The sequence below is a fragment of the Pseudarthrobacter sp. MDT1-40-2 genome, from assembly GCF_059383595.1.
In genome coordinates this window covers 230,704-256,268 of sequence record NZ_JBWZCL010000002.1, presented here as the reverse complement: position 1 = coordinate 256,268, position 25,565 = coordinate 230,704, and the positions used below count along the sequence as shown (strand labels likewise).

21 protein-coding genes are annotated in these 25,565 nt (G+C 64.0%); 9 read left to right on the top strand and 12 right to left on the bottom strand.

Annotated features, from left to right (window positions below; all coding sequences use genetic code 11):
- Nucleotides 1–70: 70 nt before the first annotated feature.
- Nucleotides 71–1,651 (bottom strand): MFS transporter, encoded by a 1,581-nt coding sequence (locus AC50X5_RS07390; RefSeq protein WP_494975460.1) that lies wholly within the window; start codon nucleotides 1,649–1,651, stop codon nucleotides 71–73.
- 624 nt (nucleotides 1,652–2,275) lie between these two features.
- Between AC50X5_RS07390 and AC50X5_RS07385 the strand changes: the two genes are divergently transcribed.
- Together AC50X5_RS07385 and AC50X5_RS07380 are read left to right on the top strand one after the other, a co-directional pair.
- Nucleotides 2,276–2,554 carry a hypothetical protein gene (locus AC50X5_RS07385; protein WP_494975459.1) on the top strand — a complete coding sequence of 93 codons (279 nt, stop codon included), beginning with the start codon at nucleotides 2,276–2,278 and terminating at the stop codon, nucleotides 2,552–2,554.
- A gap of 119 nt (nucleotides 2,555–2,673) precedes the next feature.
- Nucleotides 2,674–2,937 carry a hypothetical protein gene (locus tag AC50X5_RS07380; protein WP_494975458.1) on the top strand — a complete coding sequence of 88 codons (264 nt, stop codon included), beginning with the start codon at nucleotides 2,674–2,676 and terminating at the stop codon, nucleotides 2,935–2,937.
- Nucleotides 2,938–3,079: 142 nt separating this feature from the next.
- Here the strand turns inward: AC50X5_RS07380 and AC50X5_RS07375 are convergent, their stop codons facing one another.
- Entirely contained in the window at nucleotides 3,080–5,650 is a 2,571-nt protein-coding gene (locus AC50X5_RS07375; protein ID WP_494975457.1) for an ATP-dependent DNA ligase, read from the bottom strand.
- A gap of 40 nt (nucleotides 5,651–5,690) precedes the next feature.
- Here AC50X5_RS07375 and ku point away from each other — a divergent pair, with 40 nt between their 5' ends.
- On the top strand, nucleotides 5,691–6,791 hold the full coding sequence (ku, locus tag AC50X5_RS07370) for a non-homologous end joining protein Ku (protein WP_494975456.1): 1,101 nt from the start codon (nucleotides 5,691–5,693) through the stop codon (nucleotides 6,789–6,791).
- A 36-nt stretch (nucleotides 6,792–6,827) separates the two neighbouring features.
- Here the strand turns inward: ku and AC50X5_RS07365 are convergent, their stop codons facing one another.
- The 7 genes from AC50X5_RS07365 to AC50X5_RS07335 form a co-directional block, all read right to left on the bottom strand.
- Complete coding sequence (locus tag AC50X5_RS07365; protein ID WP_494975455.1) at nucleotides 6,828–7,481, bottom strand: maleylpyruvate isomerase family mycothiol-dependent enzyme; 654 nt, start codon at nucleotides 7,479–7,481, stop codon at nucleotides 6,828–6,830.
- Between the two features lie 60 nt (nucleotides 7,482–7,541).
- Nucleotides 7,542–7,964 carry a hypothetical protein gene (locus AC50X5_RS07360; RefSeq protein WP_494975454.1) on the bottom strand — a complete coding sequence of 141 codons (423 nt, stop codon included), beginning with the start codon at nucleotides 7,962–7,964 and terminating at the stop codon, nucleotides 7,542–7,544.
- 95 nt (nucleotides 7,965–8,059) lie between these two features.
- Entirely contained in the window at nucleotides 8,060–9,241 is a 1,182-nt protein-coding gene (locus AC50X5_RS07355; protein ID WP_494975453.1) for a metallophosphoesterase family protein, read from the bottom strand.
- Nucleotides 9,242–9,415: 174 nt separating this feature from the next.
- A complete protein-coding gene (locus AC50X5_RS07350) occupies nucleotides 9,416–9,694 on the bottom strand; it encodes an HPr family phosphocarrier protein (RefSeq protein ID WP_463936563.1) in 279 nt (92 codons plus the stop codon).
- Between the two features lie 48 nt (nucleotides 9,695–9,742).
- A complete protein-coding gene (locus AC50X5_RS07345) occupies nucleotides 9,743–11,788 on the bottom strand; it encodes a PTS fructose transporter subunit IIABC (RefSeq protein WP_494975452.1) in 2,046 nt (681 codons plus the stop codon).
- 2 nt (nucleotides 11,789–11,790) lie between these two features.
- Nucleotides 11,791–12,798 (bottom strand): 1-phosphofructokinase family hexose kinase, encoded by a 1,008-nt coding sequence (locus tag AC50X5_RS07340; RefSeq protein WP_494975451.1) that lies wholly within the window; start codon nucleotides 12,796–12,798, stop codon nucleotides 11,791–11,793.
- Complete coding sequence (locus AC50X5_RS07335) at nucleotides 12,795–13,616, bottom strand: DeoR/GlpR family DNA-binding transcription regulator (RefSeq protein ID WP_494976060.1); 822 nt, start codon at nucleotides 13,614–13,616, stop codon at nucleotides 12,795–12,797. Before AC50X5_RS07335 ends, AC50X5_RS07340 begins: the two co-directional genes overlap by 4 nt.
- A 209-nt stretch (nucleotides 13,617–13,825) precedes the next feature.
- Between AC50X5_RS07335 and AC50X5_RS07330 the strand changes: the two genes are divergently transcribed.
- The gene (locus AC50X5_RS07330) at nucleotides 13,826–14,617 is read left to right on the top strand and encodes a ZIP family metal transporter (RefSeq protein WP_494975450.1); all 792 of its coding nucleotides are present in this window, start codon (nucleotides 13,826–13,828) and stop codon (nucleotides 14,615–14,617) included.
- Between the two features lie 54 nt (nucleotides 14,618–14,671).
- Here AC50X5_RS07330 and AC50X5_RS07325 read toward each other — a convergent pair whose 3' ends face one another.
- Nucleotides 14,672–15,826 carry an epoxide hydrolase family protein gene (locus AC50X5_RS07325; RefSeq protein ID WP_494975449.1) on the bottom strand — a complete coding sequence of 385 codons (1,155 nt, stop codon included), beginning with the start codon at nucleotides 15,824–15,826 and terminating at the stop codon, nucleotides 14,672–14,674.
- A 62-nt stretch (nucleotides 15,827–15,888) separates the two neighbouring features.
- On the opposite strand from AC50X5_RS07325, the gene AC50X5_RS07320 reads away from it, so the two are divergent.
- Entirely contained in the window at nucleotides 15,889–16,839 is a 951-nt protein-coding gene (locus AC50X5_RS07320) for a helix-turn-helix transcriptional regulator (RefSeq protein ID WP_494975448.1), read from the top strand.
- Nucleotides 16,840–16,983: 144 nt separating this feature from the next.
- On the opposite strand, the gene AC50X5_RS07315 is transcribed toward AC50X5_RS07320, so the two are convergent.
- Nucleotides 16,984–17,241 carry a DUF6458 family protein gene (locus AC50X5_RS07315; RefSeq protein WP_494975447.1) on the bottom strand — a complete coding sequence of 86 codons (258 nt, stop codon included), beginning with the start codon at nucleotides 17,239–17,241 and terminating at the stop codon, nucleotides 16,984–16,986.
- 537 nt (nucleotides 17,242–17,778) lie between these two features.
- Between AC50X5_RS07315 and AC50X5_RS07310 the strand changes: the two genes are divergently transcribed.
- From AC50X5_RS07310 to AC50X5_RS07295, 4 genes are all read left to right on the top strand, one after another.
- Nucleotides 17,779–20,022 carry a rhamnogalacturonan lyase gene (locus AC50X5_RS07310; protein WP_494976059.1) on the top strand — a complete coding sequence of 748 codons (2,244 nt, stop codon included), beginning with the start codon at nucleotides 17,779–17,781 and terminating at the stop codon, nucleotides 20,020–20,022.
- Between the two features lie 215 nt (nucleotides 20,023–20,237).
- Complete coding sequence (locus AC50X5_RS07305) at nucleotides 20,238–20,861, top strand: alpha/beta hydrolase (RefSeq protein WP_494975446.1); 624 nt, start codon at nucleotides 20,238–20,240, stop codon at nucleotides 20,859–20,861.
- 170 nt (nucleotides 20,862–21,031) lie between these two features.
- A complete protein-coding gene (locus AC50X5_RS07300) occupies nucleotides 21,032–21,769 on the top strand; it encodes an HAD family hydrolase (RefSeq protein ID WP_494975445.1) in 738 nt (245 codons plus the stop codon).
- 82 nt (nucleotides 21,770–21,851) lie between these two features.
- Nucleotides 21,852–24,194: a glycoside hydrolase family 65 protein gene (locus tag AC50X5_RS07295; RefSeq protein ID WP_494975444.1), complete on the top strand. Its 2,343-nt coding sequence runs from the start codon at nucleotides 21,852–21,854 to the stop codon at nucleotides 24,192–24,194.
- Here the strand turns inward: AC50X5_RS07295 and AC50X5_RS07290 are convergent.
- Nucleotides 24,191–25,486: an MFS transporter gene (locus AC50X5_RS07290; protein ID WP_494975443.1), complete on the bottom strand. Its 1,296-nt coding sequence runs from the start codon at nucleotides 25,484–25,486 to the stop codon at nucleotides 24,191–24,193. The genes AC50X5_RS07295 and AC50X5_RS07290 overlap by 4 nt on opposite strands.
- Between the last annotated feature and the right edge of the window lie 79 nt (nucleotides 25,487–25,565).

Here is a 25,565-nt window from a genome sequence, read left to right as displayed (position 1 = left end):
GGAACGGCGTGATGCTTCCTGTATCTCTTTGAAGTCCCATCCATACGTCTACAGCGAAGGAGCGGTGAAGTTACCTGCTGGCCAGGTCGCGCTCCTCATGGGAAGCCCGTTCGACTTCACCGCGATCCATGGCGTCCTGTTGCTCAAAGGGCATTCCTGCCAGGTCGATCAGCGGGTTCTCGTCCTGGGTAGCGACGAGTTCGCGGGCCTCGGCAGGCGTATCCACACTGGGCATGGAACCCGGCAGGGGGCGCTGCGCTGATTCCTTGAGGAAGTAGATCGCAACCGCACCGATCGCGGAGGTGGCCATCAGGTAATAGGCAGGCATCATGTCATCGCCGGTGGCCGTGATGAGCGCCGCGACGATGAACGGGGTGGTTCCGCCGAAGATGGCTACCGCGAAGTTGTACGCAATGCCCATGGCTCCATAGCGGCTCGCTGTCGGGAACTGCGCCGGCAGGGCCGAGGCCAGGTTGGCGACGTAGAACGTTACCGGGAAGGCGATCAGGCTTAGGCCCAGCAGGGTGGACCAGACCTCGCCGATTCCGATGAACAGGAACGCCGGGGCGGCCAGGACCACGGTGCTCAAGGCCCCTATCCACAGCACCGGCCGGCGGCCGATCCGGTCGGAGAGCTTGCCGGTCAGCGGGATGCACAGGCTCATGACGACAAGAACGGGGATGGTCAGCAGGGTGCCGTGGACCGGGTCGTAGCCCTTGGACTCCGTCAGGTAGGTCGGCATGTAGGACGTCAGGGCGTAGCCCGCTGTGTTCGCGGCTGCCACCAAAATCATGGCCACGATGAGCGAACGCCAGTATGCCTTGACGATGCCCACCGGGCCCTTGGAAGCAGCGGTGTCCAGTGCGGTCGCGTCCTTGGCGAGGTCTTCCTGGGCGTCCAAGGTGGCTTGGAACTGCGGGGACTCCTCGATCTTGTTGCGGAAGTAGACAGCGATCAGCCCCAGCGGGCCGGCGATCAGGAACGGGATCCTCCAGCCCCACTCTTCCATGGCGGCCTGGCCCAGGGTCAGCTGCAGCGCGGAGACGAGGGCTGCGCCGAGGGCGAAGCCGAGGTAGCTGCCCATATCCAGGAAGCTGGCAAAGAAGCCGCGGCGTTTGTCGGGGGCGTATTCGCTCACGAAGGTGGTGGCACCGGCATATTCGCCGCCGGTGGAGAATCCCTGCACGAGCTTCAGCAGGACCAGGAGGGCCGCTGCCCAGATGCCGATCTGCGCGTACCCCGGAAGGAGGCCGACGGCGAAAGTACTCGCAGCCATCAGCATCAGGGTTGCGGCGAGGACCTTTTGGCGGCCGATCTTGTCTCCCAGCCAGCCGAACACCACACCGCCCAGTGGACGGGCAATGAAGGTTGCAGCAAACGTGCCCAGGAGGAAGAGTGTCTGGACCGAGGCATCGGCTTCAGGCAGGAACACCGGACCCATGGTGGTGATGAGGTAGCCGAACACGCCGACGTCGTACCATTCCATGGTGTTACCGACGATCGTGCCGCCAAGCGCCTTCTTCAACATCGGCTGGTTTACCACGTTGACATCCGACACCTTAAGGCGCCGACGCTTGAGGAGGCTCGGTTTGCTGGGTCTGCTGGCGTTCCTGGCGCCTGTGAAAGAGGTCGTGCTTCGGTCTGTGGGCATTTGTGCCACTCCTAGGGAGGTCATTTGCTTGCGACGTATAGCTGCCCCGCTTCGGGCAGGCTATAGATTTTACGCTGGATTAGGTCGAAGTCAGAATTGGAACGGCCTCAAAGTGCCTGCTACTAGCGGAAATCGGACAGTCCATGGGGCCTGAGGTTGCCCCAGAGATCCCCGCCAACAAAGGGATCCGCGGCCGCTTGCAGGCCATGTGTTCTATCTCTCTGTAGAGAACCCGCGATCCGGGGCAAACTTGTGCAAACATGAGGCAATTCGGCACGGAATTCACTTCCGCCGGGGACTGTATTCACCGCTGCGTTTATCCGGAATTTGCCCACGGGAAATGCCCTGGCCCGTGTGCATGCCGTGTGGGGTTCCCAAGCACCCGCCGGGTGATTATGGTTGGTCCATGGGAACACTAATTTTTGAGTAGAAGTGCCACGGTCTGACCACAGTCCTCCTGCTGGTCCCGTCGTCTTCCAACGTCCGTAAGTCCATGCCTGTTCAGGCTGGTTGGTGCTCATTTTTCCCGTGGTCCTGTTTGTTCGGCTGACGCCGTACAGATGGGCCCGTTGCATCGCCGGTCCGCATCGCCCGTCTGCGCAGGCCGTCACCCGAAAGGTCACCATGACCACCCCTGAATCCAAAAGCAACCAGGCTGCATCGAACTCTGCTTCGAACCCGGCAGCTTCCAATGAACCAACAGAGTCCAAGTCCACAGGCTCAGCCGAGTCCACCACGCCACCAGCGTCCGGCGTCAAGTCCCGCTTGAGCGAGGCGCAGCGGGCCATGCTGGCCAGCAAATCAAGGGGCGGCGGTGGGCACGTGCAGAGCGTGGGTAAGAGCCACCAGCCCACCCAGGCCAGCGGTAAGAAGGGGCCTGTGGAGAAGAAAACGCGCTGGTAGGAACCCTGCCCAGAGTGCTTGAAACAGGAACAGCTTCATTCAAAGAGGAAGGAAGAACCATGGCCAGGAACAAAACCGCAAGGGCGTCCAGGTCCGCTAGGACGCCAAGTTCTGCAGGAATGCCTGACGACTCCGGGGGGAAACTCGATCCGGAGCTCGCACGGCATCTTGCCGAATCCATGAGGGCACAGATGGCAGCCGCTCCGCCTGCTTCAGTTGGGGGAGTGAACCAGCCACGGGCAGCGGTTTCGAACGGCGACGCCAAGCGCCACCGCCACGAGCACAGCCACGACCAGTTCCTTGCGCACAGCAGGCCTGGCCACGAAGCAGCCGTTACCGCCGTGCACCGGACCAGTCGGCCGCAGGTGAAGCACTCGAGCTAGCTGCTTCCAGTCGGACGGCTCAGCAGAGTTCCGTCCACTCGCCGGAATGGTGCCGGGACGCCGTAACGTTACGGCGTCCTGGCACCGTTCCAGCGAGCCCGGCGAAGCGGGCCCGGCGGTCTAACCCAGCTACCCAGGGCACTCAGCCGGGCACCACGTCGTCGGGCGTTTTATCCACCCGCCATCCGCGCCACACAGGATGGCGCAGGCGTCCTGATTCGGTCCATTCGCCAAACGTCACCTCGCCCACCAGCTCGGGTTTGGCCCAGTGCGCGTCGGACGCGTCAACGGCCGGGACGTCGTGGAACGGTGAGGTTTTCCGGGCCAGCCGGTCCATTTTTTCCTTGATCTCGGCCAGTTCGCGGCCGCTGAATCCACTGCCCACCCGGCCCACGTACCGCAGGCTGCCGCCCTCCGGGATCCCCAGCAACAGCGAGCCCACAGTGCTTGAGCGTCCGCCCTTGCCGGTCCGCCAGCCACCTACCACCACTTCCTGGGTCTGCTCCAGTTTGAGCTTGATCCATGTCCGGGTGCGCTGGCCGCTGACGTAGCGGGTGTCCGCGCGCTTGGCCATAATCCCCTCCAGGCCCAGCTCGCCGGCGCTGTCCAACAGGTCCTCAACGTCCTCGTCCAGCACCGGGGACAGCTCGATTGAAGCCTCCGACAGGGGGGCATCAGCCTGGCCATAGAACGTTTCCAGGCGCGTCCGGCGCCTGCGCAGCGGCATGGCACGGAGGTCGGTGCCGCCGTCGTACAGCAAGTCAAAAAGGACCAGCCGCACGGGAATGGTGCGTTGCGCCTTGCGGACGTCGCCCGGCCGCGTCAGCTTCATCCGGCCCTGCAGCAGCCCGAAATCAGGTTTCCCCGTATGCCCGACGGCGATGATCTCGCCATCAGCGGCAAACGTCCGGTCCGGCCAGAGGGCGGGGTCGGTGAACTCCGGGTACGTGGCGGAAACGTCGATGCCGTTCCGGCTGAAGATGCGCACACTTCCACCGCCGCCAATGATAATGGCGCGGACGCCGTCCCACTTCAGCTCAAACTGCCAGTCGCTGCCGCTCAGCTCGGCCGGCGTCCCGGAGGTGGCCATCATCGGCCGGAAGTCCATGGACGACGGCGGCTCCTGGGTCTGGTTATCGCCGTCCCCTTCCGCGGAGGCGCTGTGCTCGCCGCCCGGTTCCGCCGGTTCCGGTTCCGGAGTTTCACCGGTTGCTCTCTCACCTTCCGGCGTCCCACCCACAGCAACCAGGTCCTCAGGATCGTCCTCGGGCCGCCGCCTGGGATAGCGGTGCGATTCCTTCTCCATCAGGTGGATCAGCCACTGGTCCTTGCCGTCGCTGCGTCCGGTCCTGATCAAGGCGAACTTCCGCGTCCCGCCCAGCCCGCCGCCGTCGGACCCGGTCAGGGTAACTATCACTTCCTTGCCGTTGATCCATTTGTGCGTCTCGTACGTGCCGTGGTCCCAGATGGTCATCTCGCCTGCGCCGTACTCGCCCTTGGGAATGGTGCCTTCAAACGTGGCGTAATCGAGCGGGTGGTCCTCGGTCTGCACGGCCAGGTGGTTCTTGTCCGCGGTGTCCGGCACTCCTTTGGGAATTGCCCAGGAGACCAGCACGCCGTCGTGTTCCAGCCGCAAGTCGTAGTGCAGCCGGCTTGCATGGTGTTCCTGGATGACGAACGTCCGGTTCTCGCCAATCCGTTCGTCAGGAGTGCCGGTGAAGGGCTCGGGAGTTTTGGCCGGATCGCGCATGGAGCGGTACTTTGCAAGGCGCGGGTTGCCGCCGCCGTCGCTGTCTGAATCAGTGGCCGCGACGTTGCCACCATACCCGCCGGAGATCGGCGCGAACGGATCCTCGCCGGCCTCCACACGTTGAAGCACTTCCCGGTAGTCCAGATGCTTCAATGAACCGGATTCCAGCTCCTCCCAGGTGCGGGGAGCGGCAACGGTTGGCGTAAGACGCCCCCGCAGTGAGTAGGGCACGATGGTGGTTTTCGCGGCGCTGTTCTGGCTCCAGTCCACCAGCACCTTGCCCTGGCGCAGCGACTTCTTCATGTCGCTGACCGCCAGGTCCGGGTGGTCCGCTTCCAGTGCTCGTGCCAACTCGTGTGCGAAGGCGGAAATCTGGTCCGAGCTCTGGCTGCCGTCCAGCTTGGCATAGAGATGGATGCCTTTGCTGCCGCTGGTCACCGGTGCCGGTTCCAATCCCACGTCCTGCAGGATGGTCCGCGCCAGCAGCGCCACCTCAACGCATTCCGGAAGTCCCGCGCCCGGACCGGGATCAAGGTCCAGCACCAACCGGTCCGGCGGCAGCGCGTTGCCGTGCGAATCCACCTGCCACTGCGGCACGTGGATTTCCAGCGAGCCGATCTGGCCAAACCAGGCCAGCGTCGCGGGATCGTTGACCAGCGGGTAGTGGATGGTGCGGTCCTTGTGCGTGATCGCGGCGCGGGGAACCCACCCGGGCGTGGATTCGTCCAGGTTCTTCTGGAAGAACATCTGGCCGGGCTCCTCGGCGGTCCCCACGCCGTTGACCCAGCGCTTCCGGGTGGCCGGACGGCCGGCAGAGGCCGGGATGAGGACGTGTGCCACCGAGGCGTAGTAGGCCAGCACATCGGCCTTGGTGGTGCCCGTCTCCGGATAGAGCACTTTGTCCAAGTTGGTGAGGGTCAATTCGCGGCCCGCTACCCTGACACGTTCCCTAGGTCCCGGCATGGGGCTTCTCCTTCCGGCCAAGCTGGGGTTCACTTGAGGGATGAGAGCCATTTGGAAAGGTGCCATCGCGTTTGGGCTGGTCAATGTGCCCGTCAAGGTCTACAGCGCCACTGAGGATCATGACATTAGTCTGCACCAGGTTCACAATGCCGACGGCGGCAGGATCAGGTACCAGCGGCGTTGCGAGGTTTGTAGTGAGGTGGTGGATTACTCGGACATCGAGAAGGCCTACGAGGAAGACGGCCGCACGGTGATCCTGAGCAAGGAAGAGATGAAGTCCATCCCTGCGGAGAACTCGCATGAGATCGAGGTGGTGCAGTTTGTGCCGTCTGAGCAACTGGATCCCATGACTTTCGAAAAAAGTTACTACCTGGAGCCGGATTCCAAGTCGCCCAAAGCCTATGTGCTGCTGCGGAGCGCGCTGGAGGACACGGACAGGGTGGCGATTGTGCAGTACGCCCTGCGCGAGAAGACCCGCCTGGGCGCGCTGCGCATCCGGGATGACGTTCTGGTGCTGCAGGCGCTGCTGTGGCATGACGAGGTGCGCGAGGTGAACTTCCCGGCGTTGGACACCTCCGTGAAGATCTCCGCGCAGGAACGGGATATGTCGGCGGCCCTGGTGGAATCCATGGCCGCCGACTTTGAGCCCGAGCAGTTCACCGATGATTACCAGGTCCAGCTTCGCCAGCTCATTGAGGCCAAGCTGGAAAAGGGCGACGCCCTGGACACTGAAGAGACCTTCGGCGCTGTGGAGGGTGAAAGCAAGGGTGAGGTCATCGACCTCATGGAGGCCCTCAAGCGGAGCCTGGATAAAAAGCGCGGCAAGGGCGGGGAAGCAACCGGTTCCAGATCCAAATCCGGCTCTAAAGACGAGGAAGAGTCCGACGACGAGACGGACTCGGGTGCCGCGAAGAAGGCCCCTGCCAAGAGCCGGAGCACCCGGTCCAGTGGCGCGAAGGCCTCCACTTCGAAGAGCACTACTGCCAAGGACAGCGAAGACAAGGACGACGCCGACACCAAGGCCCCGGCGCGCAAGCCGGCCGCCAAGTCCACAGCGGCGAAGTCCACCGCTTCCAAGTCCACAGCCGCGAAGTCCAGCACGGCGAAGTCCACCGGCACCCGCGCGCGGAAGGGCGCTTAAGCCGGGTGCCGCCGTCGGGCCTTAGGGTCAGGGCAGCTAACCGGCGGCGGAGCCCTGAACGCGGGACGCAAGAACCGGCAACCCCGGCCCCTCAAGCTCGTCGAGGTACGCGGTGCGGCCGGCCATAGCCATTACCAGGGCGAGGGTTGAACCGGTGACTAATAAACCTCTGCCCGCAGCGAATGGCCCGTCGTCGGCCCGGAGCTGAAGGCCCGTGACGTGCGTGCGGCTGTCAACAGCAAAGTTGTTTCCGGCGAAAAAATCGGCGACGGGAGTCAGCGCCTCGACCGCCGGTGTTCGGGGAATTCCCAGCGGCCGCCGGATGTCTTGGGCGTGAACGACGATTTCGCCGAGGTAGGCCGCGGTGTGGCCTGAGGGAGCCGTGGTGCTGTCGATGATGTTCCGGAAGCGCTCAAGCGTCTCTGAAGGGGTCCTACCGAGGTGCTCGGCCAATGCCCGTTGGTTGTGCACATCGGGACGGAAACGGGCCCTGAGAATGCTGCCTATCCACTGCCACTGATTCAAACTGGCCGCTGCCGTGAGGTGGGCGAGGACCTGCTCCACGTTCCATTGCCCACACAGCGTGTGATGCCGCCACTGCTCCGCACTAATGCCGGACAGGTCCTCCGCCAGCGCGGCCCGCTCGGCGCGGGCCATCGCCCACAGGCGGTCATTCTGCATATTGGGCATGCGGTAGTCCTCTCGGTGTTCGTGGAGCTCCCTCTGAAGTTCCGAATCTGCGTGATGAAGCTACGCCGGCCTCGGCAGCAACACCAGAATCGCGGGAAGTCCCAACAACAGGGCGGGCACTAGCAGAAGCGGCCCGTACGCGTTAAGCACCAACAGCGATACCAGGACGGCTACGGCCGGGACCCAAACGAATGACAGGGCTGGTTCTCGATGTCGGCCCCTTGCCAGTGTCAAGCAGACAGTGCCCATGGTCAGGGTGGCAAGGCCGATGAGGAAAACGACGGCCGCAACGATGCGGGTGTCCGTGAAAGATTCGAAGGCGTCCGCCCATACAAGGACCGAACAGACCAGCATCCAGAGGCCCAGCACGATCGAGAGGATACCCGCGGTGATTCGTGCTCCCGCCGCCGTTGGTCCGGGTAGTGCTGCCCGGTCAGGCTGCGTGTCCAGTGCACGCGTTGCAGTATCAGTACTCTCGCCCATTTGCCCCCATTTGTGGTTGTTCAATTGAGGCCATCGTACATAGACCGCACCCGAGGCCCCAGGGCTGCGCGAATCCGCCGGCACGTAGCGCCGGCCTACTGCTGTGGCGCGCTAAGCGGCAGTGGCTCGATGGGCTGGTCGTTGGCGGTGAGGTCGATGCCCAGATCCTTGGCGAAGACCACCCGGGTGTCCTTGTAGATTCCGGGGTGGTCCTCGTGCAGCTCGAAGACCCGGGCACCCCGGAGGCGGTTCCGCTCCGCGCCTGAAAGCCCATAGGCGCCGAACCCGGTTCCGGGTGCGTAACCGAGCTGCACGCCGTAGTAGTTACCCACGTAGGTGTTCACGTGGTCGTGGCCTACAAAGTAGCCAAGAACGTCACCACGCTCCAGGAACGCATTGAACAGTCCCGAGTTGAACGGGCCCGGGCACTCGTCCTCGTTCCGCTCGCCAACAATGTTGTGCTTCGCAACGGCCCGGGCATGATCTGCGTCAGTGCGGGAATCGATGCTGGCAAACCACATGTTGCGGTGCTCGTGCAGTGCAATGTGACCCCACATCAGCGACGGGATCTTCTTGCCGTATTTCTCTTCGGTGGCGATGGACAGATTGCGATACCAGGTTACCTGGTCCATCCGTACCCAGTCCCAGTCCGGGTAGCCCGCGAAGTCCTGGCCATTGATGGTATCTGGCGCATACCGGCCCGTGTCCATCAACCAGAGGCCGAAGACCGGGTCTTTCGATCGCGAGGACTGCAGGAGCAGCTGTGTATTCGAGGTCCCCGTCAATCCCGGGATTGAGTCAGCGTTGACGTTGAATTCGTAGGTCTGCAGGAACTCCAGCATGCGGTCTTCCGTCATGCCGGTTCGCTGAGCCGAATCTTCGTCGTGGTTGCCGAACGTCACAGCCCAGGGAACCCTGCGGCTTTCCATTGGCTGTACCACGTGGTTCAGTGCTTGCTTGACTTCCAGTTCGGTGTCACAGCCACCGTTGATCACGTCGCCGTTGATCACTGCGAAGTCAGGCTTTTCTGCGTCCAGGACGCCGTTCATCAACTCAATGGTGCGCCGGTCAGTCCGTTCGTCGTCCTGGGTGTCGTTGAACTGGACAACCTTGAACCCGCCGTCGGGCCGGAACGTCAAAGCAGGCTTCTGCGCTTTCGGTCCCGGTTTGGCGAAGACCGGCGTCCCAGCCGACAGGCCGATGCCCAGCGCGCCCAACGTTCCTGCGGCCGCCAGTGCCGTCCGTCGGCTGAAACTCGTCCGCTGAATGTGTTCCATTGTCCGTGTGCTCCATTTTCGATGATGGCCAGCCCGATCAGGCTGAGGTCCTCATGGACCCTAAAAGGCGAAAATGGCGCTATAGACAACTGGCGGTTAACGCCCAATGGCCAGTACCTGCGCGGTACTGGCCATTGGGCTCCGGACGCTCCCTCGGAAGGTCCCGGCGGTAAGTTACTCGGCGTCGTGGTCCGTTTCGAGGATCTGGACCAGGCGGTCGAGGGCTGCGTCTGAGCCGTCTCCTTCGGCCCGAAGCACCACAACGTCGCCGTGCGAGGCGCCCAGGCTCATCAGGGAGAGGATGCTGGCGGCGTCCATTGCTTCGTCGGCCGGCTCGCCTTCGCGGGCAATCGTGATGTCCAGATCGTATTCGCCGGCAGCTTCGGCGAAGATGGCGGCCGGACGGGCGTGCAGGCCAACGCGGCTGGCAACGGTTGCGGTGCGTTCGGACATGGGGTGTGCTCCTTTATGGTGTGAATCGAGTGGCCTTGGCAGGCCGGATCAGACGGTGGCCGGGACAGCTTCCACCGTAGCAGCGGGCTCGCGGACGGCCCAGCGCTTCAGCGCCAGGACGGCCAGCGCGGTGATGACCGTGCCCACAAGGATGGACAGCACGAACATCAGCAGGTTGCCGATCGCGAAGAAGACAAAGAGGCCTCCGTGCGGGGCCTGCGAGGTGACGCCCGCAGCCATGGCGATGGCACCGGTTACGGCACCGCCGAGCATGCTTGCAGGGATGACACGCAGCGGGTCGGCAGCGGCGAACGGGATGGCACCTTCGGTGATGAAGGATGCCCCCAGCAGCCAGGCGGCCTTGCCGTTCTCCCGCTCAGCCAGGCTGAAGCGCTTCTTGTCCAGCGTGGTGGCCAGGGCCATGGCCAGCGGCGGAACCATACCGGCTGCCATGACGGTGGCCATGATCTGCAGAGGCGCGGGATTGTCGATCAGGCTGCCGGCACCGAGGCCGGCCACGGCGAACGAGTACGCAACCTTGTTGACCGGGCCGCCGAGGTCAAAGCACATCATGAGGCCGAGGATGATGCCCAGCACGACGGCGGATGCACCGGTCATGCCCGACAGCCAGGAGTTCAGGGCAACAGTCAGTCCGGCGATGGGGCCACCCAGCACCAGGAACATCAGACCGGAAGCAACGATGGAAGCCAGCAGGGGGATGATCACCACGGGCATCAGGCCACGCAGCCACCGCGGTACCTCCCAGGTGCCGATCCAGTGGGCAATGACACCGGCCAGCAGACCGCCCACCAGGCCGCCCAGGAAGCCCGCACCCATGAAGCCGGCAACTGCGCCGGCGGTGAAACCGGGAGCGATGCCCGGGCGGTCAGCGATGCCGAAGGCGATGTAGCCAGCCAGTGCAGGGACCAGGAACCCCATGGAGAGCGCGCCGATCTTGAACAGCACGGCGCCAAGGTAGATGCTGAGGCCACCTTCGGGAAGATTGCCCAGGTTGTTCTCCAGCACCACGGTGTCCGCAATGTCCGTGATGTCGTAGCCGCCCAGCAGGAAGCCCAGCGCAATCAGCAGGCCACCGCCGGCAACGAACGGGATCATGTAGCTGACACCGGTCAGCAGCGCCTTCTTCAGCTTCTGGCCCAGGTGCTCACCGCCGCCTGTTTCTTCCCCACCGGCAGTTTCCATGCTGCCGGTGACCCGACGGGCATTGGGGTTGTCCGCGGCGGCCAGTGCCTCCTGGACCATCTTGGCGGGCTCATCAATGCCGCGCTTGACCGGTGCGCTGATCACAGGCTTGCCGGCGAAGCGCTCCTTGCCGCGGACGTCAACGTCAACGGCGAAGATGACCGCGTCGGCCGCAGCGATGACGGCGGGATCCAGCGGCTTGGCGCCGGAGGAACCCTGCGTCTCCACCTGCAGGTCCACGCCGGCTTCCTTTGCGGCCGCAACGAGGGAATCAGCAGCCATGTAGGTGTGCGCGATGCCGGTGGGGCAGGCGGTCACGGCGACGAGGCGCTTGGTGCCGGTGGTTGCGGGGGCGCCACCACCGATGGGGGCCCCGCCCGCTTCGCGGACGCCCGAAGCCGCTCCCGGGCCCCCATCAGCGGCGGCGCCGGAAGTAGGCCTGTCACCGATCGCTGCGGTCACCAGCTCAACAATTTCCTCTGAGGAGGTTGCGTTACGCAGCGCCCCCGTGAAGTCCTTTTTAATCAACGAGCGCGCCAGCTTGGACAGCAGCTTCAGGTGCTCCTGGTCTGCACCGTCCGGGGCAGCAATGAAGAAGATCAGGTCCGCGGGGCCGTCCTTGGCGCCGAAGTCCACAGGGCTGGAAAGCCGGGCCATCGCCAGGGTAGGGACGGTGACGGCGGCCGAGCGGCAGTGCGGAATGGCGATGCCGCCGGGCACCCCCGTTGCGGTTTTCTGTTCCCGGGCGAAGGCGTCCGCGAAGAGGCCTTCTACTTCGGTGGCGCGTCCGGTGGCAGCAACTTTGCTGGCCAAGTGCCGGATCACGGCCTCGGGCGAGGAGCCCAGGTTCTGGTCGAGGTCGACCAGTTCTGTGGTGATGAGCTGGGACACTGTCAATCCTTTCGAAGAGCCGTCACGGTGACGGCTTCGGGGGTGGTCTGGTGGACTGCCGGGACAGTGGAACCCGGCAGCGAAGCGGCGGCGGCACCGTGTGCCACTGCCTGACGGAGGCAATCAGCCGGGGCGGCGCCCTGACCGTGGGCCAGCAGGTAACCGGCCAGCGCGGAATCGCCCGCGCCGACGGTGCTGACGGCGGTGACCGGCGGGTGCGTGGCCAGCCACGCGCCGTCGGCTGTTACCAGGACGGCGCCTTTGGAACCGAGCGTGGCCAGCACGGCTCCCACACCGGAACGTACGACGGCGGCTGCCGCAGCAGCTGCCATCTCAGGGTTCGCCTCGAGCTGCTCACCTGTGAAGGACTGGCTGGATCCGGCCGCAGCCGCCAGTTCGGCGAGTTCTTCGGCATTGGGTTTGAGCAGATCCGGTTTCCCGGTGGTGTCCTCACCTGTAGTGCCCTGCGGGCTGTTGCCGGCCACGGCCCCGGCAAGTGGAGCGCCGGAGGAGTCGACGGCGATCAGGGGAGCGCCGCCGTCGGACATTCTTAGCCGCCGGGTCACGGTGGCGTAGAAATCTGAAGGGAAACCCGGCGGCAGGGAACCGGCCAGGACCACCCAACGGGCGCCGCGGGAACGCTCCAGGAGGAGGGCGATCAGTTCCTCCCGCTGGACGTCGTCAAGGACGGGGCCGGGTTCGTTGATCTTGGTGGTAGTGCCGTCCGGTTCGGTGAGCGCCACGTTGGTGCGGAGCGGTTCGCTGATGGGCAGGGCACTGTACGGGACCTTGGCTTCGCGGAGGCCGGCCAGGACCGGATCCGAGTCTGCCCCGGGGAGGACGGCGACGGTGTCCAGGCCGGAGGCCACCAGCGCGCGGGAGACGTTGACTCCCTTGCCGCCGGATTCCTGCCGGACCGAGACTGCGCGCTGGACCTCTCCGCGTTCCAGTGCACCCGGGAGGGCCACCGTACGGTCAAGGCTGGGGTTGGCCGTGAGCGTGACGATCATGCGATCACCACATCTACGCCGGCGTCGGCCAGGGCCGCCGCCAGCTCGGGGCCGGGTTCACTGTCAGTAATCACGGTGTCCAGATCTTTCAGGGAGGCGAACTGGACCAGCGTTTCGGCGTCCAGCTTGGAGGAATCGGCCAGCACCACAATGCGGCGTGCCGAAGTGACGAAGGCTGCCTTGACGGCGGCTTCTTCAGGATCGGGCGTGCTGAGGCCAAAAGACGCGTGGATGCCATTGGTCCCCAGGAAAACAACATCGGGGCGGAGCCGGGCCGCTGCCTCCGACGTGGATTGCCCCACGGCGGCCTGCGTCAGTCCCCGGACCCGTCCGCCCAGCAGATGCAGGGCGATGCCGGGCGTACTGGAGAGCTTCGCGGCAATAGGCAGGGCATGGGTGATAACCACCAAGTCCGGGCCGGCGTTGTTGGATTGTGTTGTTATGTCGTTGCCGTTGGTCGGGCCGTGCTGCCCGGCAAGCAGGTCCGCGAGGACTTCCGTGGTGGTCCCGGCGTCGAGGAGGACGCTGCCGGCCGAGCTGTGCGGAACCAGCTTCAGGGCGGCCTTCGCGATCCGCAGTTTCTGTTCGGGACGCTGGACGGTGCGCTCCGTGACACTTTCCTCGGTTGTGGTGAAGCGGTCTGCGGCGACGGCGCCACCATGGACACGTCGCACAGTTCCAGTGGCTTCCAGGGCAGCGAGGTCCCTGCGGACGGTCTCCGTAGTGATGCTGAAGCTCTCCGCGAGATCCGTCACGCTTACCCGGCCGGTGGCAGCAACAAGACCTGCGATCTTCTGCTGGCGTTCCTCGGCGAACACGGTACCCTCCATCGCGTAGTGCTTTAGGTGCTTCTTCCGGGTGGAGTGACAGCTATCACTCCAATGTGGAATTAGTTGACTTTATCTTTGTTTCTGTTGGATTGTCAACGGGTGGCGATGTGAAGCGAAGGAAACACAGGCGGACTGGAGTGCACTTCACCTTCAGAAGCTTCTCCTCATTCCGTGGGTTGGATTCCTATACTGGCTACATGATGATGTCGCTACTGTTCGGCGTAGTGGCTTCCAGTGCGCTGGTTATTGGAGCATTGGTCGGCGTCCGGTTCAATCTGCCTAAACGCTTATTGGCGATCCTCCTGTCGTTTGCTGCCGGGTCCCTCATCACCGCACTGGCTTTTGAACTCTTCGAGGACGCCTATGAACGAGGCGGTATTTGGCGGGCAGCCATAGGCCTGCTGGCCGGCGCCCTCGTCTTTACCGTCCTCAGCGCGCTGCTGGACCGTTGGGCCCAACCAGGTTCAGAAGCGACACCCGCCGATGAATACGAAGGCAGCGCAAAGCTCGATACGGATGCTGCCGCGACGGAGCGCTCGTCCTCCAAGGCATCGACACGCGGTGCGGCAGGTCTGGCCCTCCTCGCCGCTGTCACCCTCGACGGTGTGCCGGAGAACGTGGCACTGGGAGTAGCACTCGGCGGCGGCACCGGTGGACTGGCCCTCCTGGCTGCGATCTTCGTTTCCAACTTCCCCGAGGCACTGGTTGGAGCATCATCGATGCGCGCACAGGGCCGAAGCGCCGGCGCCGTCTTCGGCTTGTGGGGTGCCTGTGCGGTATTGCTCGTTATCGCCGTCGTGATCGGTGCAGGCCCCCTTTCAGAGGTAGACGCGGAAACTATCTCCCTGCCTTTGGCATTCGCCGCCGGCGCTGTGATCGCGTCCCTGGCTGACACCCTTATGCCCGAGGCCTATGAACACGGCGGACCGGCTGTAGCAATGAGCACGGCGGCCGGCTTCGTCCTCTCCTTTGTCCTGTCCCTTATGTGAAAGCGCGTATGCGATTGCCGCCGGCAGTGTGGGTGCGGGCTTGTTGCCTTGGTTTCAGCGCAGCCCGCTGAAAAACCTCCGGACATCAGCGACGAGCAGGTCCGGTGCCTCCATGGCGGCAAAGTGGCCCCCGCGGTCAAATTCGGACCAGTGAACAACTGTGTGCTCAAGTTCCACAGTCCGCCGGATGGACACATCCAAGGGGAAAACTGCGACGCCGGTCGGCACGGACGAACGCTGACTCGCGCCCCAGGCGCCGGCATGGGCGGTTTCGTAGTAGCTGTTGGCCGAGGACCCTGCGGTGCCGGTCAGCCAATACAGCATCACGTTGGTAAGTAACAGATCCCGGTCCACCGCATCCTCGGGCAGATTGGCAGCCGGATCGGTCCACTCCTTGAACTTCTCCACGATCCAGGCCAATTGCCCCACCGGGGAGTCGTGCAGCCCGTGGGCCAGTGTCTGTGGACGGCTGATCTGGACCATCGCGTAGCCGGACTGCTCTCTTTCCAGGTACTGCACGTGGTTCAGCCGTGCCCGCTCCGCCTCGGTCAACTCCGCCATCTCGCTTGGGCTGACGCTGGTAAAGGCCGCGAGACCATTTGCATGAACCCCAACCACCTTGCCGGGGTTGAGCCGGCCAAGCCCCGGGGAGATGACAGTTCCAGTGTCTCCGCCCTGCGCGCCATAGCGGTCGTAGCCGAGCCGTTCCATCAGCCCGGCGAACGCCCTGGTCACTCGGTTGGTGTCCCAGCCGGCTTCTCCGGTAGGACCTGAGAAGCCGCTGCCGGGGATTGACGGGATCACCAGATGGAATGCGTCTGCCGGATTTCCTCCGTGTGCCCTGGGGTCGGTCAGCGGGCCAATGACGTTCAGGAACTCAACGATTGAACCGGGCCAACCGTGGATCAGGATCAGCGGCAGCGCGTCCTGTTCGGGCGAGCGGACGTGCAGGAAATGGATGTTTTGCCCGTCGATCTCCGTAGTGAACTGCGGGTACTTGTTCAGTGCCCGCTCGAAGACCCGCCAGTCGTACCCATCCCGCCAGTATTCGGCCAGTCCCTTGAGGTACGTTGCCGGCACGCCGCGACTCCACCCCACATCCGGCAGGTCTGTAGTCCACCTAGTTCTGGTGAGCCTGTCCCGCAGGTCGTCCAGCTCAACCTGGGGAATGTCTATGGTGAAGGGCCTGATGTCTGTGTTCTTGTCCATAGAGACAAGCCTAGGAATCACCTAGGTCAGGTCCGGTCCTAAGCCGTGGCAGGATGGTGGCCATGTGGGAAACCTCGGCACGGCTGCTGCGACTGCTCTCCCTGCTGCAGGCCCGGCGCGACTGGTCCGGGACCGAGCTGGCCGAGCGGCTGGAAGTTACCCAGCGGACCGTGCGGCGGGACATCGACCGGCTGCGCGGCCTGGGCTATCCAGTGCTGGCCACTGCCGGTGCTGCCGGCTACCGCCTTGGCGCGGGGGCTGCTCTTCCGCTATTGCTGCTGGACGACGACGAGGCCGTGGCTGTAGCGGTTGGGCTGCGGACGGCCGCCGGTGGTTCCATTACCGGCATCGAGGAGTCGTCAGTGCGGGCACTGGCCAAGCTCGAACAGGTGTTGCCGTCCCGGCTGCGGCACCGAATCAACGGCCTCCAGGCAGTAGTTGTGCCGATGTCCAGCACCGGACCTACTGTCGCTCCAGAGACGCTTACCGCCATTGCCGCCGCATGCCGCGACTCGCTCTGCCTGCGCTTCGATTACCGCAGGCACGACGGAACCAGCAGAATTCGCACGGCTGAGCCGCACCGGCTGGTACATGCAGGGTGGCGCTGGTATCTCGTAGGTTGGGACCTGGATCGGCAGGACTGGCGCACCTACCGTGTAGACCGCCTCGACCCGCGCATCCCCGCCGGCCCCCGGTTTACCCCACGCACCCCGCCGGCTCCCGATCTCGGCGGCTACACTTCGCAGGCGATTACGACGTCGGCCTACCGCTACCAGGGCCGGTTCACCCTGCACGTCAGCGCTGAGACGGCGGCTGAGCGGATTGCCCCCACCACCGGTGCGCTGAAGCCGATCGACGAGCACCGATGCACGCTGCATGCAGGAGCCAACTCCCTGGATGAGTTGGCCATCTATGTAGCAACCAAGGGATTCGACTTCCAGGTGCACGAACCTCCGGAGCTTGTGGAGCACGTCAGGACGCTGGCAGCCAGGCTTGCCAACGCCAGCGATTGAGAGGTTCGGCCGCAGTCCTTAGCAGATGGACTGCGGATTGGTCCAACGCCCAAGTTGCACGGCGCCAATAAAGGCGCAGGCCCGGATCGTGGCGATCCGGGCCTGCGCTTGCGTAGTGGTTCGTGTGGTTGTTAGGCGTTGGCGTCAGAGGCCGCCGTCGCGGGTGTCGTGGCGCGTGATCCGCTCGCCGGTTTGCGGGTCTGCCACGGTACGGGTCTCGCTGACCCGGTGACGGCGTCCTGGGGAGGCGAGAATCAGGGAGGCGACCAGGCCGATAACGCCCACCGCCATCAGAATGTAACCGATCAGCGTCTGGTCAACGTAGGGGATCAGTCCTGGGGTGATGGCCCAGGCCAGAATTGCTCCCAGGGCGATGAGGAAAATGGATGAGCCGATTCTCATGGACTTGCTCCTTCTGTACGCCACGGGCTTCCCGCAGCATTGATAAGCATGCTGTCAACTTTACGCTACTGCCACTGAGTTGGGGTTTCAATGAAGTCTGAGTTGTTGAGCGTGTTGGACGCGCCGCGAGATTATTGCGATGGAATTACACCCTTGCTAGTTGCTTTCACGGAGTGATGGCTGGCGCGGCGCAGGACATGTCCCCGCGGCGCTTTTGACCTGCCGGCTCGGTTGCCCTGTACGGGGCGCTCCGGGCGTCGAGAAGTCGCGTGCGAATCTCCGCTATCCAATTTGATAAAGCGCGAACGAATTCGTGGTGGTGGGGCGATCTTTGCGGCGGGACGGATGTGACAGCCGTTTGGTTCACTCGCTGCTGCGCACCGGTCGACCTAATGATTCCTTGCAGACGGTGGGCCTTCATATTCGTCTGTTTCCTTGACAACCGGTAAGGAGCAGAAGCACGATGAAACGGTTCAAAAGAAAGCGTTTTCCCAGTGCGGGGCGATGACTTGCTTCTGCATGAGGACATCAAGGGAGATGGTTATGGTTTCGTTCGTCCACCCACGAAGGTCACGACGAGCGCTAGGAGCGGCGGCAGTAGCTGCTGTCGCTGCGGCAACGCTTGTGAGTATGCCGGCAGTCGCGGCGCCCGAGAACACGCCGATCCGGCAGGTGGAATACCTCGACCGAGCCCCGGTCGCTGTAACAACCGGCGGCGGAGTCTACGTTGGCTGGCGCATGCTTGGTCTCGACGCCGATTCGATCGGTTTCCACGTCTACCGTGACGGTATTCGTATCACTGAAACTCCGATCACCGGCAGCACCAACCTGCTCGATGCGGAGGGGACCGAAGCTTCGGTCTACCGCGTGACCGCGTTGATCGACCAGCGGGAAGTCACGGTTACTGACGAATTCACGCCGTGGGGGGATCAGTCGCTGGACATCCCGCTCCAGCGACCGGCAGGGGGCACGACTCCGACGGGCGAGGCCTACGAGTACGAAGCCAACGATGCGTCGGTCGGCGATCTCGACGGTGACGGAGAGTACGAGATCGTCCTCAAGTGGAATCCGACGAACGCGAAGGACAACTCACGTTCCGGCTATACCGGGAACGTCTACCTCGACGCCTACAAGCTTGACGGCACCCGGCTGTGGCAGATTGACCTCGGCCGCAACATTCGCGCGGGAGCGCACTACACACAGTTCCAGGTGTTTGACTACGACGGTGACGGCCGAGCCGAAGTTGCGATGAAGACCGCGGACGCTACGGTCGATGGTGCAGGCACGGTCATCGGCGACGCGGCGGCGGACCACCGCAACACGAGCGGCCGTATCCTGACCGGCCCCGAGTACCTGACCGTCTTCGAAGGCGCGACCGGTGTGGCGCTCGACAGTATTGACTACGTACCGACGCGCGGGGAGCTTTCATCGTGGGGTGACACCAGCGGCAACCGGATGGACCGATTCCTCGCCGGCACCGCCTATCTCGACGGTGAAAAACCCAGCATGATCTTCAGCCGTGGGTACTACACAAAGACCTACATCGCCGCGTTTGACTTCGTTGACGGCAAGATCGAAGAACGCTGGTTGTTCGACTCGACCAAGGCCGGCAACCAGTACGCAGGACAAGGCAACCACAACCTCTCGATCGCGGATGTCGACGCGGACGGCGCCGACGAGATTGTCTTCGGGTCGATGACGATCGATAGCGACGGCACGCCGCTCTATAACACCGGCCTCGGGCACGGTGACGCGATGCACGTCACCGACCACATCCCCTCCCGTGGGGGGCTGGAGGTCTTCTCAGTGCACGAGAGCATGCCAAGCAGTGGCCAGCGTGCGGCGACGATGCGCGACGCCGCTACGGGTGAGATCCTCTGGTCGATACCTGGTACCCGTGACACCGGCCGTGGCGCGGCGGGCGATATCGACCCGACGCACGAGGGCAATGAGGCGTGGGCGATCGGAGGAACGTACAAGTTCTACTCGAAGGTCGGATCGCTTCGCGCAGCAGATGGCACGGACCTGGGTACGAGCATCCCCGCGGCGAACTTCCTCACTTGGTGGGACGGGGACCTGTTGCGTGAGATCACCGATCACGACTACACCGACCCGACCGAACTCGCCACTGGTGCGACGCCGACCATATCGAAGTGGAACTGGGAGTCAAAGACGGAAGAACGGCTGCTCACACTCGACGGCACCCTCACTGGTAACGGCACCAAGGGCAACCCGGGGCTGCAGGCCGACCTGTTCGGCGACTGGCGGGAGGAACTCGTGTACCGCAGCGCCGACCACTCGTCGCTGAAGATCTTCACCACCACCGATGTCACCGAACACCGCATCCGCACCCTGATGCACGATCCGGTGTATCGGCTCGGCGTAGCGTGGCAGAACACCGCCTACAACCAGCCCCCTCACCCGAGCTTCTTCCTCGGCGAGGGAATGACGACGCCTCCCGCTCCGAGCATCGCCTACGTGAACGCCCCGGTACCCGACGAGACAGCACCAGTCGTGACCGAGGTCAAGGACACCAAAGTAGGTGCAAAGCACGGCCTCGTCGTCGACATTCAAGCAGAAGATCCTGAGTCGGGTGTCCGCTCACTCACCGTCACCTTCAACGGACAAGAGCTCACTGGAGTGAACGGCCGCTACGAGCTCCCCATCGAAGGCCTCAAGGGCAGCTTCGAACTTAGCGTCACCGCGATCAACCACGCCGGCATCGAAACAACCGCTACGGCCGAGGTCACCGTGCGCCCAGGCAACGGCAAGCCCCAGTAACACGACGAGAAGGATCAGACGGATAACCGCAGATGCGGGCGGTGGGGATAAGGCCCTGCCGCCCGTATCTGCTCGCTGTAGCGAGACAGCTTTGCTTTCTAAGACGGACTCTCCCGTGATTCCAGGAATCCGGCAGTCTGGAGATAACCACCAGCGCAGTCTGAAAAGAGCCCTGCCTTGCCTCCGCCGGCCCATGAACTGACTAGGCTGGGGCAGTGCAAACAGTAGCTTGGTCCAAACCCGAATCCGAACGTGCCGGTACGCCCCTGCTGGTGATGATGCATGGCTACGGCACCGATGAATCCCGGATGGAAAAGCTCTTCGGGATGCTGCCGCAGGAGTTCACCTGCGCCGCACCGCGGGCACCCATGGCCATTGGCGACGCGTTCGGCTGGTTCCTCCTGGATTATTTTCTGACCAACGACTTCGCGGACGTCGTCACTGCCACCAATAAGGTGCACACCTGGATCGACTCGCTCCGCCCCGGGCACAGCAGCGTCACCCTGCTTGGATACTCGCAGGGAATGGCCATGGCAAGTACGTTGTTACGTCTACATCCGGAAAAATATAAGGCAGTGGTAGGCCTTTCCGGATTTGTCCTGGACAACGAACTGCTGGCCATGAGCGAACAGTTCTCCACCCCGCCGCCCTTTTTCTGGGGCCGGGACCGGGGCGACCTCGTTATCAACGAGGACGCCATCGAGCACACCGCCCGGTGGCTGGAGCAAAACACCGCACTGACGGCCCGTACCTATCCGGGAATGGGCCATTCAATCAGTGCACAGGAGATGGTGGATGTCTCCGCGTTTTTGCGCCACTACGTACTGAACAACCCCTGACCTACGGGCCTTAAATCCAGTTGCAAGCACTTCTGCAAGCGCTTACACTCTGTGTCTTGGCCACGTTCTGACCTGCACGCGGCGGGTACGAGTAAACCTGGCAGGCTGCGGGACCGGGAAACCGGCACGATTGCCTGCTGCCCGCCCACCCGAGAGGACGCTGCAAACCTATGAGCGAATACATTGCTGACAACACCACGGCCTGGACAGGTGCCGCGGCAATTCTCTTTGACCTCGACGGCGTACTGACCCCCACGGCCATCATCCACGAACGCGCCTGGCAGCAACTGTTCGAAGGTTACCTTCAGCAGCAGCACCCGGACGTGCCTGCGTATGCTGCCAGCGATTACTTCGACCACATCGACGGCAAGCCAAGGTTCGACGGCGTCCGGGACTTCCTGGCGTCCCGGGGCGTTGTGCTTCCTGAAGGCCCCCTGGACGACGATCCCGGGAACGACACTGTCCACGGCCTGGGCAACCGCAAAAACAAAGTGTTCAACAGCATTGTTGCCGCAGGTGTGGACCCGTACCCCGGCTCGGTTAAGTTCATGGATGCTGCGGAGGAGCGTGGACTCCAGATTGCCGTCGTCTCCTCCTCGCGTAACGCCCCCGCTGTCCTGAAGGCTGCCGGCCTGGACCACCGCTTCGACGTGGTGGTGGACGGCGTCGTTGCAGCTGCCGAGGGCCTGCCGGGTAAGCCAAACCCGGACACCTACACTTACGCCGCACGCCTGCTGGGTCTGCCCAGCGAAGACTGCGTGGTTGTTGAAGACGCCGTCTCCGGCGTTCAGGCCGGCAAAGCCGGTTCCTTCCACGCGGTGATCGGCGTGGACCGCGGCGCGGGACGCCAGACGCTGACGGACGCCGGAGCCACGCTGGTGGTCAACGATCTCGACGAACTCCTGTAGCAGGAGAGGGCGCCTTCCCCGGGTGCCACTCGCCGCCATAGCAAGAACTTTCTAGAACAACTGCCTAAGGACCCCCAACACCATGGCACTGGTAACACAAGATCGCCTTCGTTTCCCTGATGATCCCTGGAAGCTGGTCGAAACCGCCCACCGTCCCGGTGATGCGGGCACCCTGGAAACCCTTTTCGCCCTGGGCAATGGGCACCTGGGCGTTCGTGGCGGACATTGGTCTGCTGCCGACGTCGAACTTCCCGGCAGTTTCATCAACGGACTGCACGAGATCTGGGACATCCGGCATGCGGAAAATGCCTTCGGGTTTGCCCGCACCGGCCAGCGCATCCTCTACATCCCGGACGCCAACAACTTCACCGTGATCATCGACGGCGAGCCGCTCACCCTCGCGGAATCCACTGTGCAGGACTACCGGCGCACCGTCGATTTCTCCACCGGCATATACGAGTGCCGCATCACCTGGCAGAGCCGCTCCGGCGCCCTGGTCACCACCACCGAACGCCGGGCTGTGGGTTACGACGCCCGCGGAAACCTGGGGATCTCCCTGGAGATCGACGCCGACAGGGCAGTGTCCGCGGACATCACCTCTTCGGTGATCAACCGGCAGGACCAGCCTGTGGAGGACCACTCAGAACACGATCCGCGCCGATCCGGCCGGCACGCCGGCCGCGTGCTCTTGCCGGTCCGCCAGGAAGGCTCCGACGGGTCACTTCGCCTGTCCTGGGAGGCCGCCGAATCGAAGCAGCGGGTCGGAATCGCCGTGGACCACTGGAATTCCGCCGGACTGCAGCCGTTCGAGACGGTGGTTGACCAGGACGACAGCAGTGTCCGGTACATCCTGGCCCTGAACCCAGGCGAGCCGTTCCGGCTCGAGAAGAGCGTCAGCTACGCAGTGGCCCGCGCCCAGCAGGAGGAAGACGCCCTGGACACGGCGGAAACCGCTGAGGCGGCGCTGTTGCCAGTGGCCGAGATCTTCGCGGAGAGCCGGCGGCACTTCGAGCAGTACTGGGCCACTGCGGACATCCAGGTGGGTGGCCCGGACGGGCTGCAGCAGGCCATCCGCTGGAACCTGTTCCAGCTTGCGCAGGCCACCGCCCGGGCAGACGTTGGCGGCATCCCCGCCAAGGGCGTCAGCGGGTCCGGCTACGACGGCCACTATTTCTGGGACCAGGAGGTGTACCTGATGCCGTACCTGACGTACACCAACCCCGAAGGTGCCCGTAAAGTCCTGGAATTCAGGCACTCGATGCTGCCCGAGGCACGGATCCGCGCCAAAGAGCTTAGCGTGGACGGCGCCCTCTTCCCGTGGCGGACCATCAACGGCCTGGAAGCAAGCGCCTACTACGCTGCCGGCACGGCCCAGTTCCACATCGCTGCGGCGATCGCCTTCGCCACCAACCGGTACCTGTGGGCAAGCGGTGATGACGGCTTCCGCGAGGGAATGGGAGCCGAACTGCTGATAGAAACCGCCCGGATGTGGGTCTCCCTCGGGTTCTTCGGCAAGGACGGGCAATTCCACATCCACGGCGTCACCGGCCCGGATGAGTACACCGCCGTCGTCAATGACAACCTGTACACCAACGTAATGGCCCGCTTCAATCTCCGGGCCGCCGCGGCGCTGGAGCACCCGGACATCAACGACGACGAGCGGCAGCTGTGGCGGGCCGCCGCGGACCTGATGCAGTTGCCGTTCGATGACCGGCTGCAGGTGTACTCGCAGGACAACGACTTTATGACCCTGGAGCAGTGGGACTGGACCACGCCACGGGATAAGTATCCTCTGCTGCTGAACTTCCACCCGCTGGTGATTTACCGCCACCAGGTGCTGAAGCAGGCGGACACCGTGCTGGCCATGTTCCTGCAGTGGCAGGATTTCACCGCTGAGGAAAAGCAGCGGGCCTTCGACTTCTACGATCCCATCACCACCGGCGACTCCACCCTGTCCGCCTGCGTGCAGGGCATCATGGCGGCGGAAGTCGGCTACACCAAGGCTGCCCTGGACCACTTCACGAACGCCGTGTTCATCGACCTGGACAATTCGCACAGCAATACGATCGACGGCGTGCATATCGCATCCGCCGGTGGCGTCTGGAGCTCGCTGGTCTGCGGCTTTGCCGGTCTGCGGGACCAGGGGCCGGTGCCGTTCTTCGATCCCCGGCTGCCCCAGGAGTGGAGCAGCCTGACCTTCAATGTACGGATCCGCGGCGGGCTGCTTTCCGTGGACCTGACGCCGGGCCTGCTGTCCCTGCGCACGGACGGAATGGCGCTCGACGTCGACGTCCGCGGCAAGCTGGTCCAGGTGGGGCCCGAGGGCGTCAGCGTCCCGCTGGATCCGATCCCTGTCCCGGAGCCAACGGTCTTCCCGTCCGGACTCCCGACGGCGAGCATCCCGGTGGTGGGGACCGGAATCTAGTCTCCGGGAAGGGCGGGGCTTGGATGCTCCGGGCTGTGGTCGCTGCCTGCAGCGTCCAGCGGGTGGGCCAATTCGTCCTGCGGCATTTTCGCGGCGATCAGCGCGATAACGGCCAGCACAGGACCAACAGCGCCCGCCACGAGGAAGATCACCCACAGGGGCATTACCTCAGCAGCCGGTCCTGCCAGTGCCATGGACAGTGGCAGCAGCGCCAGCGACACGAAAAAGTCCAGGCTGGAAACCCGGCCCAGCAGATGCGGCGGAACCCGGCGCTGCAACAGCGTGCCCCAAATAACCATGCCCGCACTGCCGGTGGCACCAAAAATCAACAGTGCCGCCGCCAGCATCCAGAAGCTTTGAATCAGTCCGACGGCGGCAAGCGGCATCGCCCCGGCCGCCCAGAGCGTCATCATCACCGTGAGGTAGCGCCGGGGGAGCTTCAGGGAGGCGGTGATCAGGGAACCAATCGCCCCGCCGACTCCCATGATGGCGAGCAGGAAGCCGAACATCCGGGCGTCCCCGCCGAGCTGGTCCCGCACCACGAACGGGATCAGCACCTCGATGGGGCCGATCATAAACAGCACGGAAAGGCATGCCCACAACAGGGTGCACAGAAGCCACGGGGTGCGCAGGGTATAGCCGACGCCCTCCCGCAAATCGTGCAGGAGTGTAGTTTTGGCGGCCGGCGCGGGCGTGTTCAGGGTGTTGCGGCCCAGCATGTTCAGGACCAGAAAGGCCAGCAGGTGGCAGGCGGCCACCCCGGCCACGGCGTGCGACGGCGACAGCGACGCCACCACCAAACCGGCGACGGCGGGCCCGGCCGCCTGCTGCAGCACGGGCCGGATGGTCCCTTCCATGCCGTTGGCCGCCAGCAGGTCCATGGGAGGAAGGATCCGCGGCAGGATCGCCGAGTATGCCGGGAAGAAAAAGGCCGCACCAACTCCCAGAATGAACGTGCCCACAGCCAGGTGCCACATCTCCAACCATCCCGACATGGCCAGGCCGGTGATGCCGGCGATGACGGCAAGGTTGGCCCCTTCGACGCCGATGATCAGCAGCCGCTGCGGGACCCGGTCCGCGGCAATGCCGCCGGCCAGGACAAAAGCCACCAGGCCGGTGCTGCCGGCCGCAGCCACCAGCGAAAGTTCCAAGGGCCCACCGCCGAGCGCAATGACCTGGTAGACCATGGCAACGGCCCACATGCCCGAGCCGAAAATGGAGATGGCCAGCGCCGCGATCAGCACCCGGTATTCACGGTGCGCGAAGGGACGCAGGGCTCGGAGGTTGGGCATGGAAGCTAGTCTAGGCGGCGGTCAACCGGGCAGCGCCAACTCCAATTGTGGAGGCTGATAACTGAAGATTCGCGGCGTC

What these genes read in the sequence shown, in the direction of transcription:
- AC50X5_RS07365 (WP_494975455.1), bottom strand. Translation starts at nt 7,481, where the DNA reads ATGCCCAATATGCAGAATGACCGCCTGTGGGCGATGGCCCGCGCCGAG.
- AC50X5_RS07375 (WP_494975457.1), bottom strand. Translation starts at nt 5,650, where the DNA reads ATGCCGGGACCTAGGGAACGTGTCAGGGTAGCGGGCCGCGAATTGACC.
- AC50X5_RS07350 (WP_463936563.1), bottom strand. Translation starts at nt 9,694, where the DNA reads ATGTCCGAACGCACCGCAACCGTTGCCAGCCGCGTTGGCCTGCACGCC.
- AC50X5_RS07320 (WP_494975448.1), top strand. Translation starts at nt 15,889, where the DNA reads ATGTGGGAAACCTCGGCACGGCTGCTGCGACTGCTCTCCCTGCTGCAG.
- AC50X5_RS07355 (WP_494975453.1), bottom strand. Translation starts at nt 9,241, where the DNA reads ATGGAACACATTCAGCGGACGAGTTTCAGCCGACGGACGGCACTGGCG.
- AC50X5_RS07310 (WP_494976059.1), top strand. Translation starts at nt 17,779, where the DNA reads ATGGTTATGGTTTCGTTCGTCCACCCACGAAGGTCACGACGAGCGCTA.
- AC50X5_RS07330 (WP_494975450.1), top strand. Translation starts at nt 13,826, where the DNA reads ATGATGATGTCGCTACTGTTCGGCGTAGTGGCTTCCAGTGCGCTGGTT.
- AC50X5_RS07295 (WP_494975444.1), top strand. Translation starts at nt 21,852, where the DNA reads ATGGCACTGGTAACACAAGATCGCCTTCGTTTCCCTGATGATCCCTGG.
- AC50X5_RS07385 (WP_494975459.1), top strand. Translation starts at nt 2,276, where the DNA reads ATGACCACCCCTGAATCCAAAAGCAACCAGGCTGCATCGAACTCTGCT.
- AC50X5_RS07390 (WP_494975460.1), bottom strand. Translation starts at nt 1,651, where the DNA reads ATGCCCACAGACCGAAGCACGACCTCTTTCACAGGCGCCAGGAACGCC.
- ku (WP_494975456.1), top strand. Translation starts at nt 5,691, where the DNA reads ATGAGAGCCATTTGGAAAGGTGCCATCGCGTTTGGGCTGGTCAATGTG.
- AC50X5_RS07325 (WP_494975449.1), bottom strand. Translation starts at nt 15,826, where the DNA reads ATGGACAAGAACACAGACATCAGGCCCTTCACCATAGACATTCCCCAG.
- AC50X5_RS07300 (WP_494975445.1), top strand. Translation starts at nt 21,032, where the DNA reads ATGAGCGAATACATTGCTGACAACACCACGGCCTGGACAGGTGCCGCG.
- AC50X5_RS07340 (WP_494975451.1), bottom strand. Translation starts at nt 12,798, where the DNA reads ATGATCGTCACGCTCACGGCCAACCCCAGCCTTGACCGTACGGTGGCC.
- AC50X5_RS07380 (WP_494975458.1), top strand. Translation starts at nt 2,674, where the DNA reads ATGCCTGACGACTCCGGGGGGAAACTCGATCCGGAGCTCGCACGGCAT.
- AC50X5_RS07290 (WP_494975443.1), bottom strand. Translation starts at nt 25,486, where the DNA reads ATGCCCAACCTCCGAGCCCTGCGTCCCTTCGCGCACCGTGAATACCGG.
- AC50X5_RS07360 (WP_494975454.1), bottom strand. Translation starts at nt 7,964, where the DNA reads ATGGGCGAGAGTACTGATACTGCAACGCGTGCACTGGACACGCAGCCT.
- AC50X5_RS07315 (WP_494975447.1), bottom strand. Translation starts at nt 17,241, where the DNA reads ATGAGAATCGGCTCATCCATTTTCCTCATCGCCCTGGGAGCAATTCTG.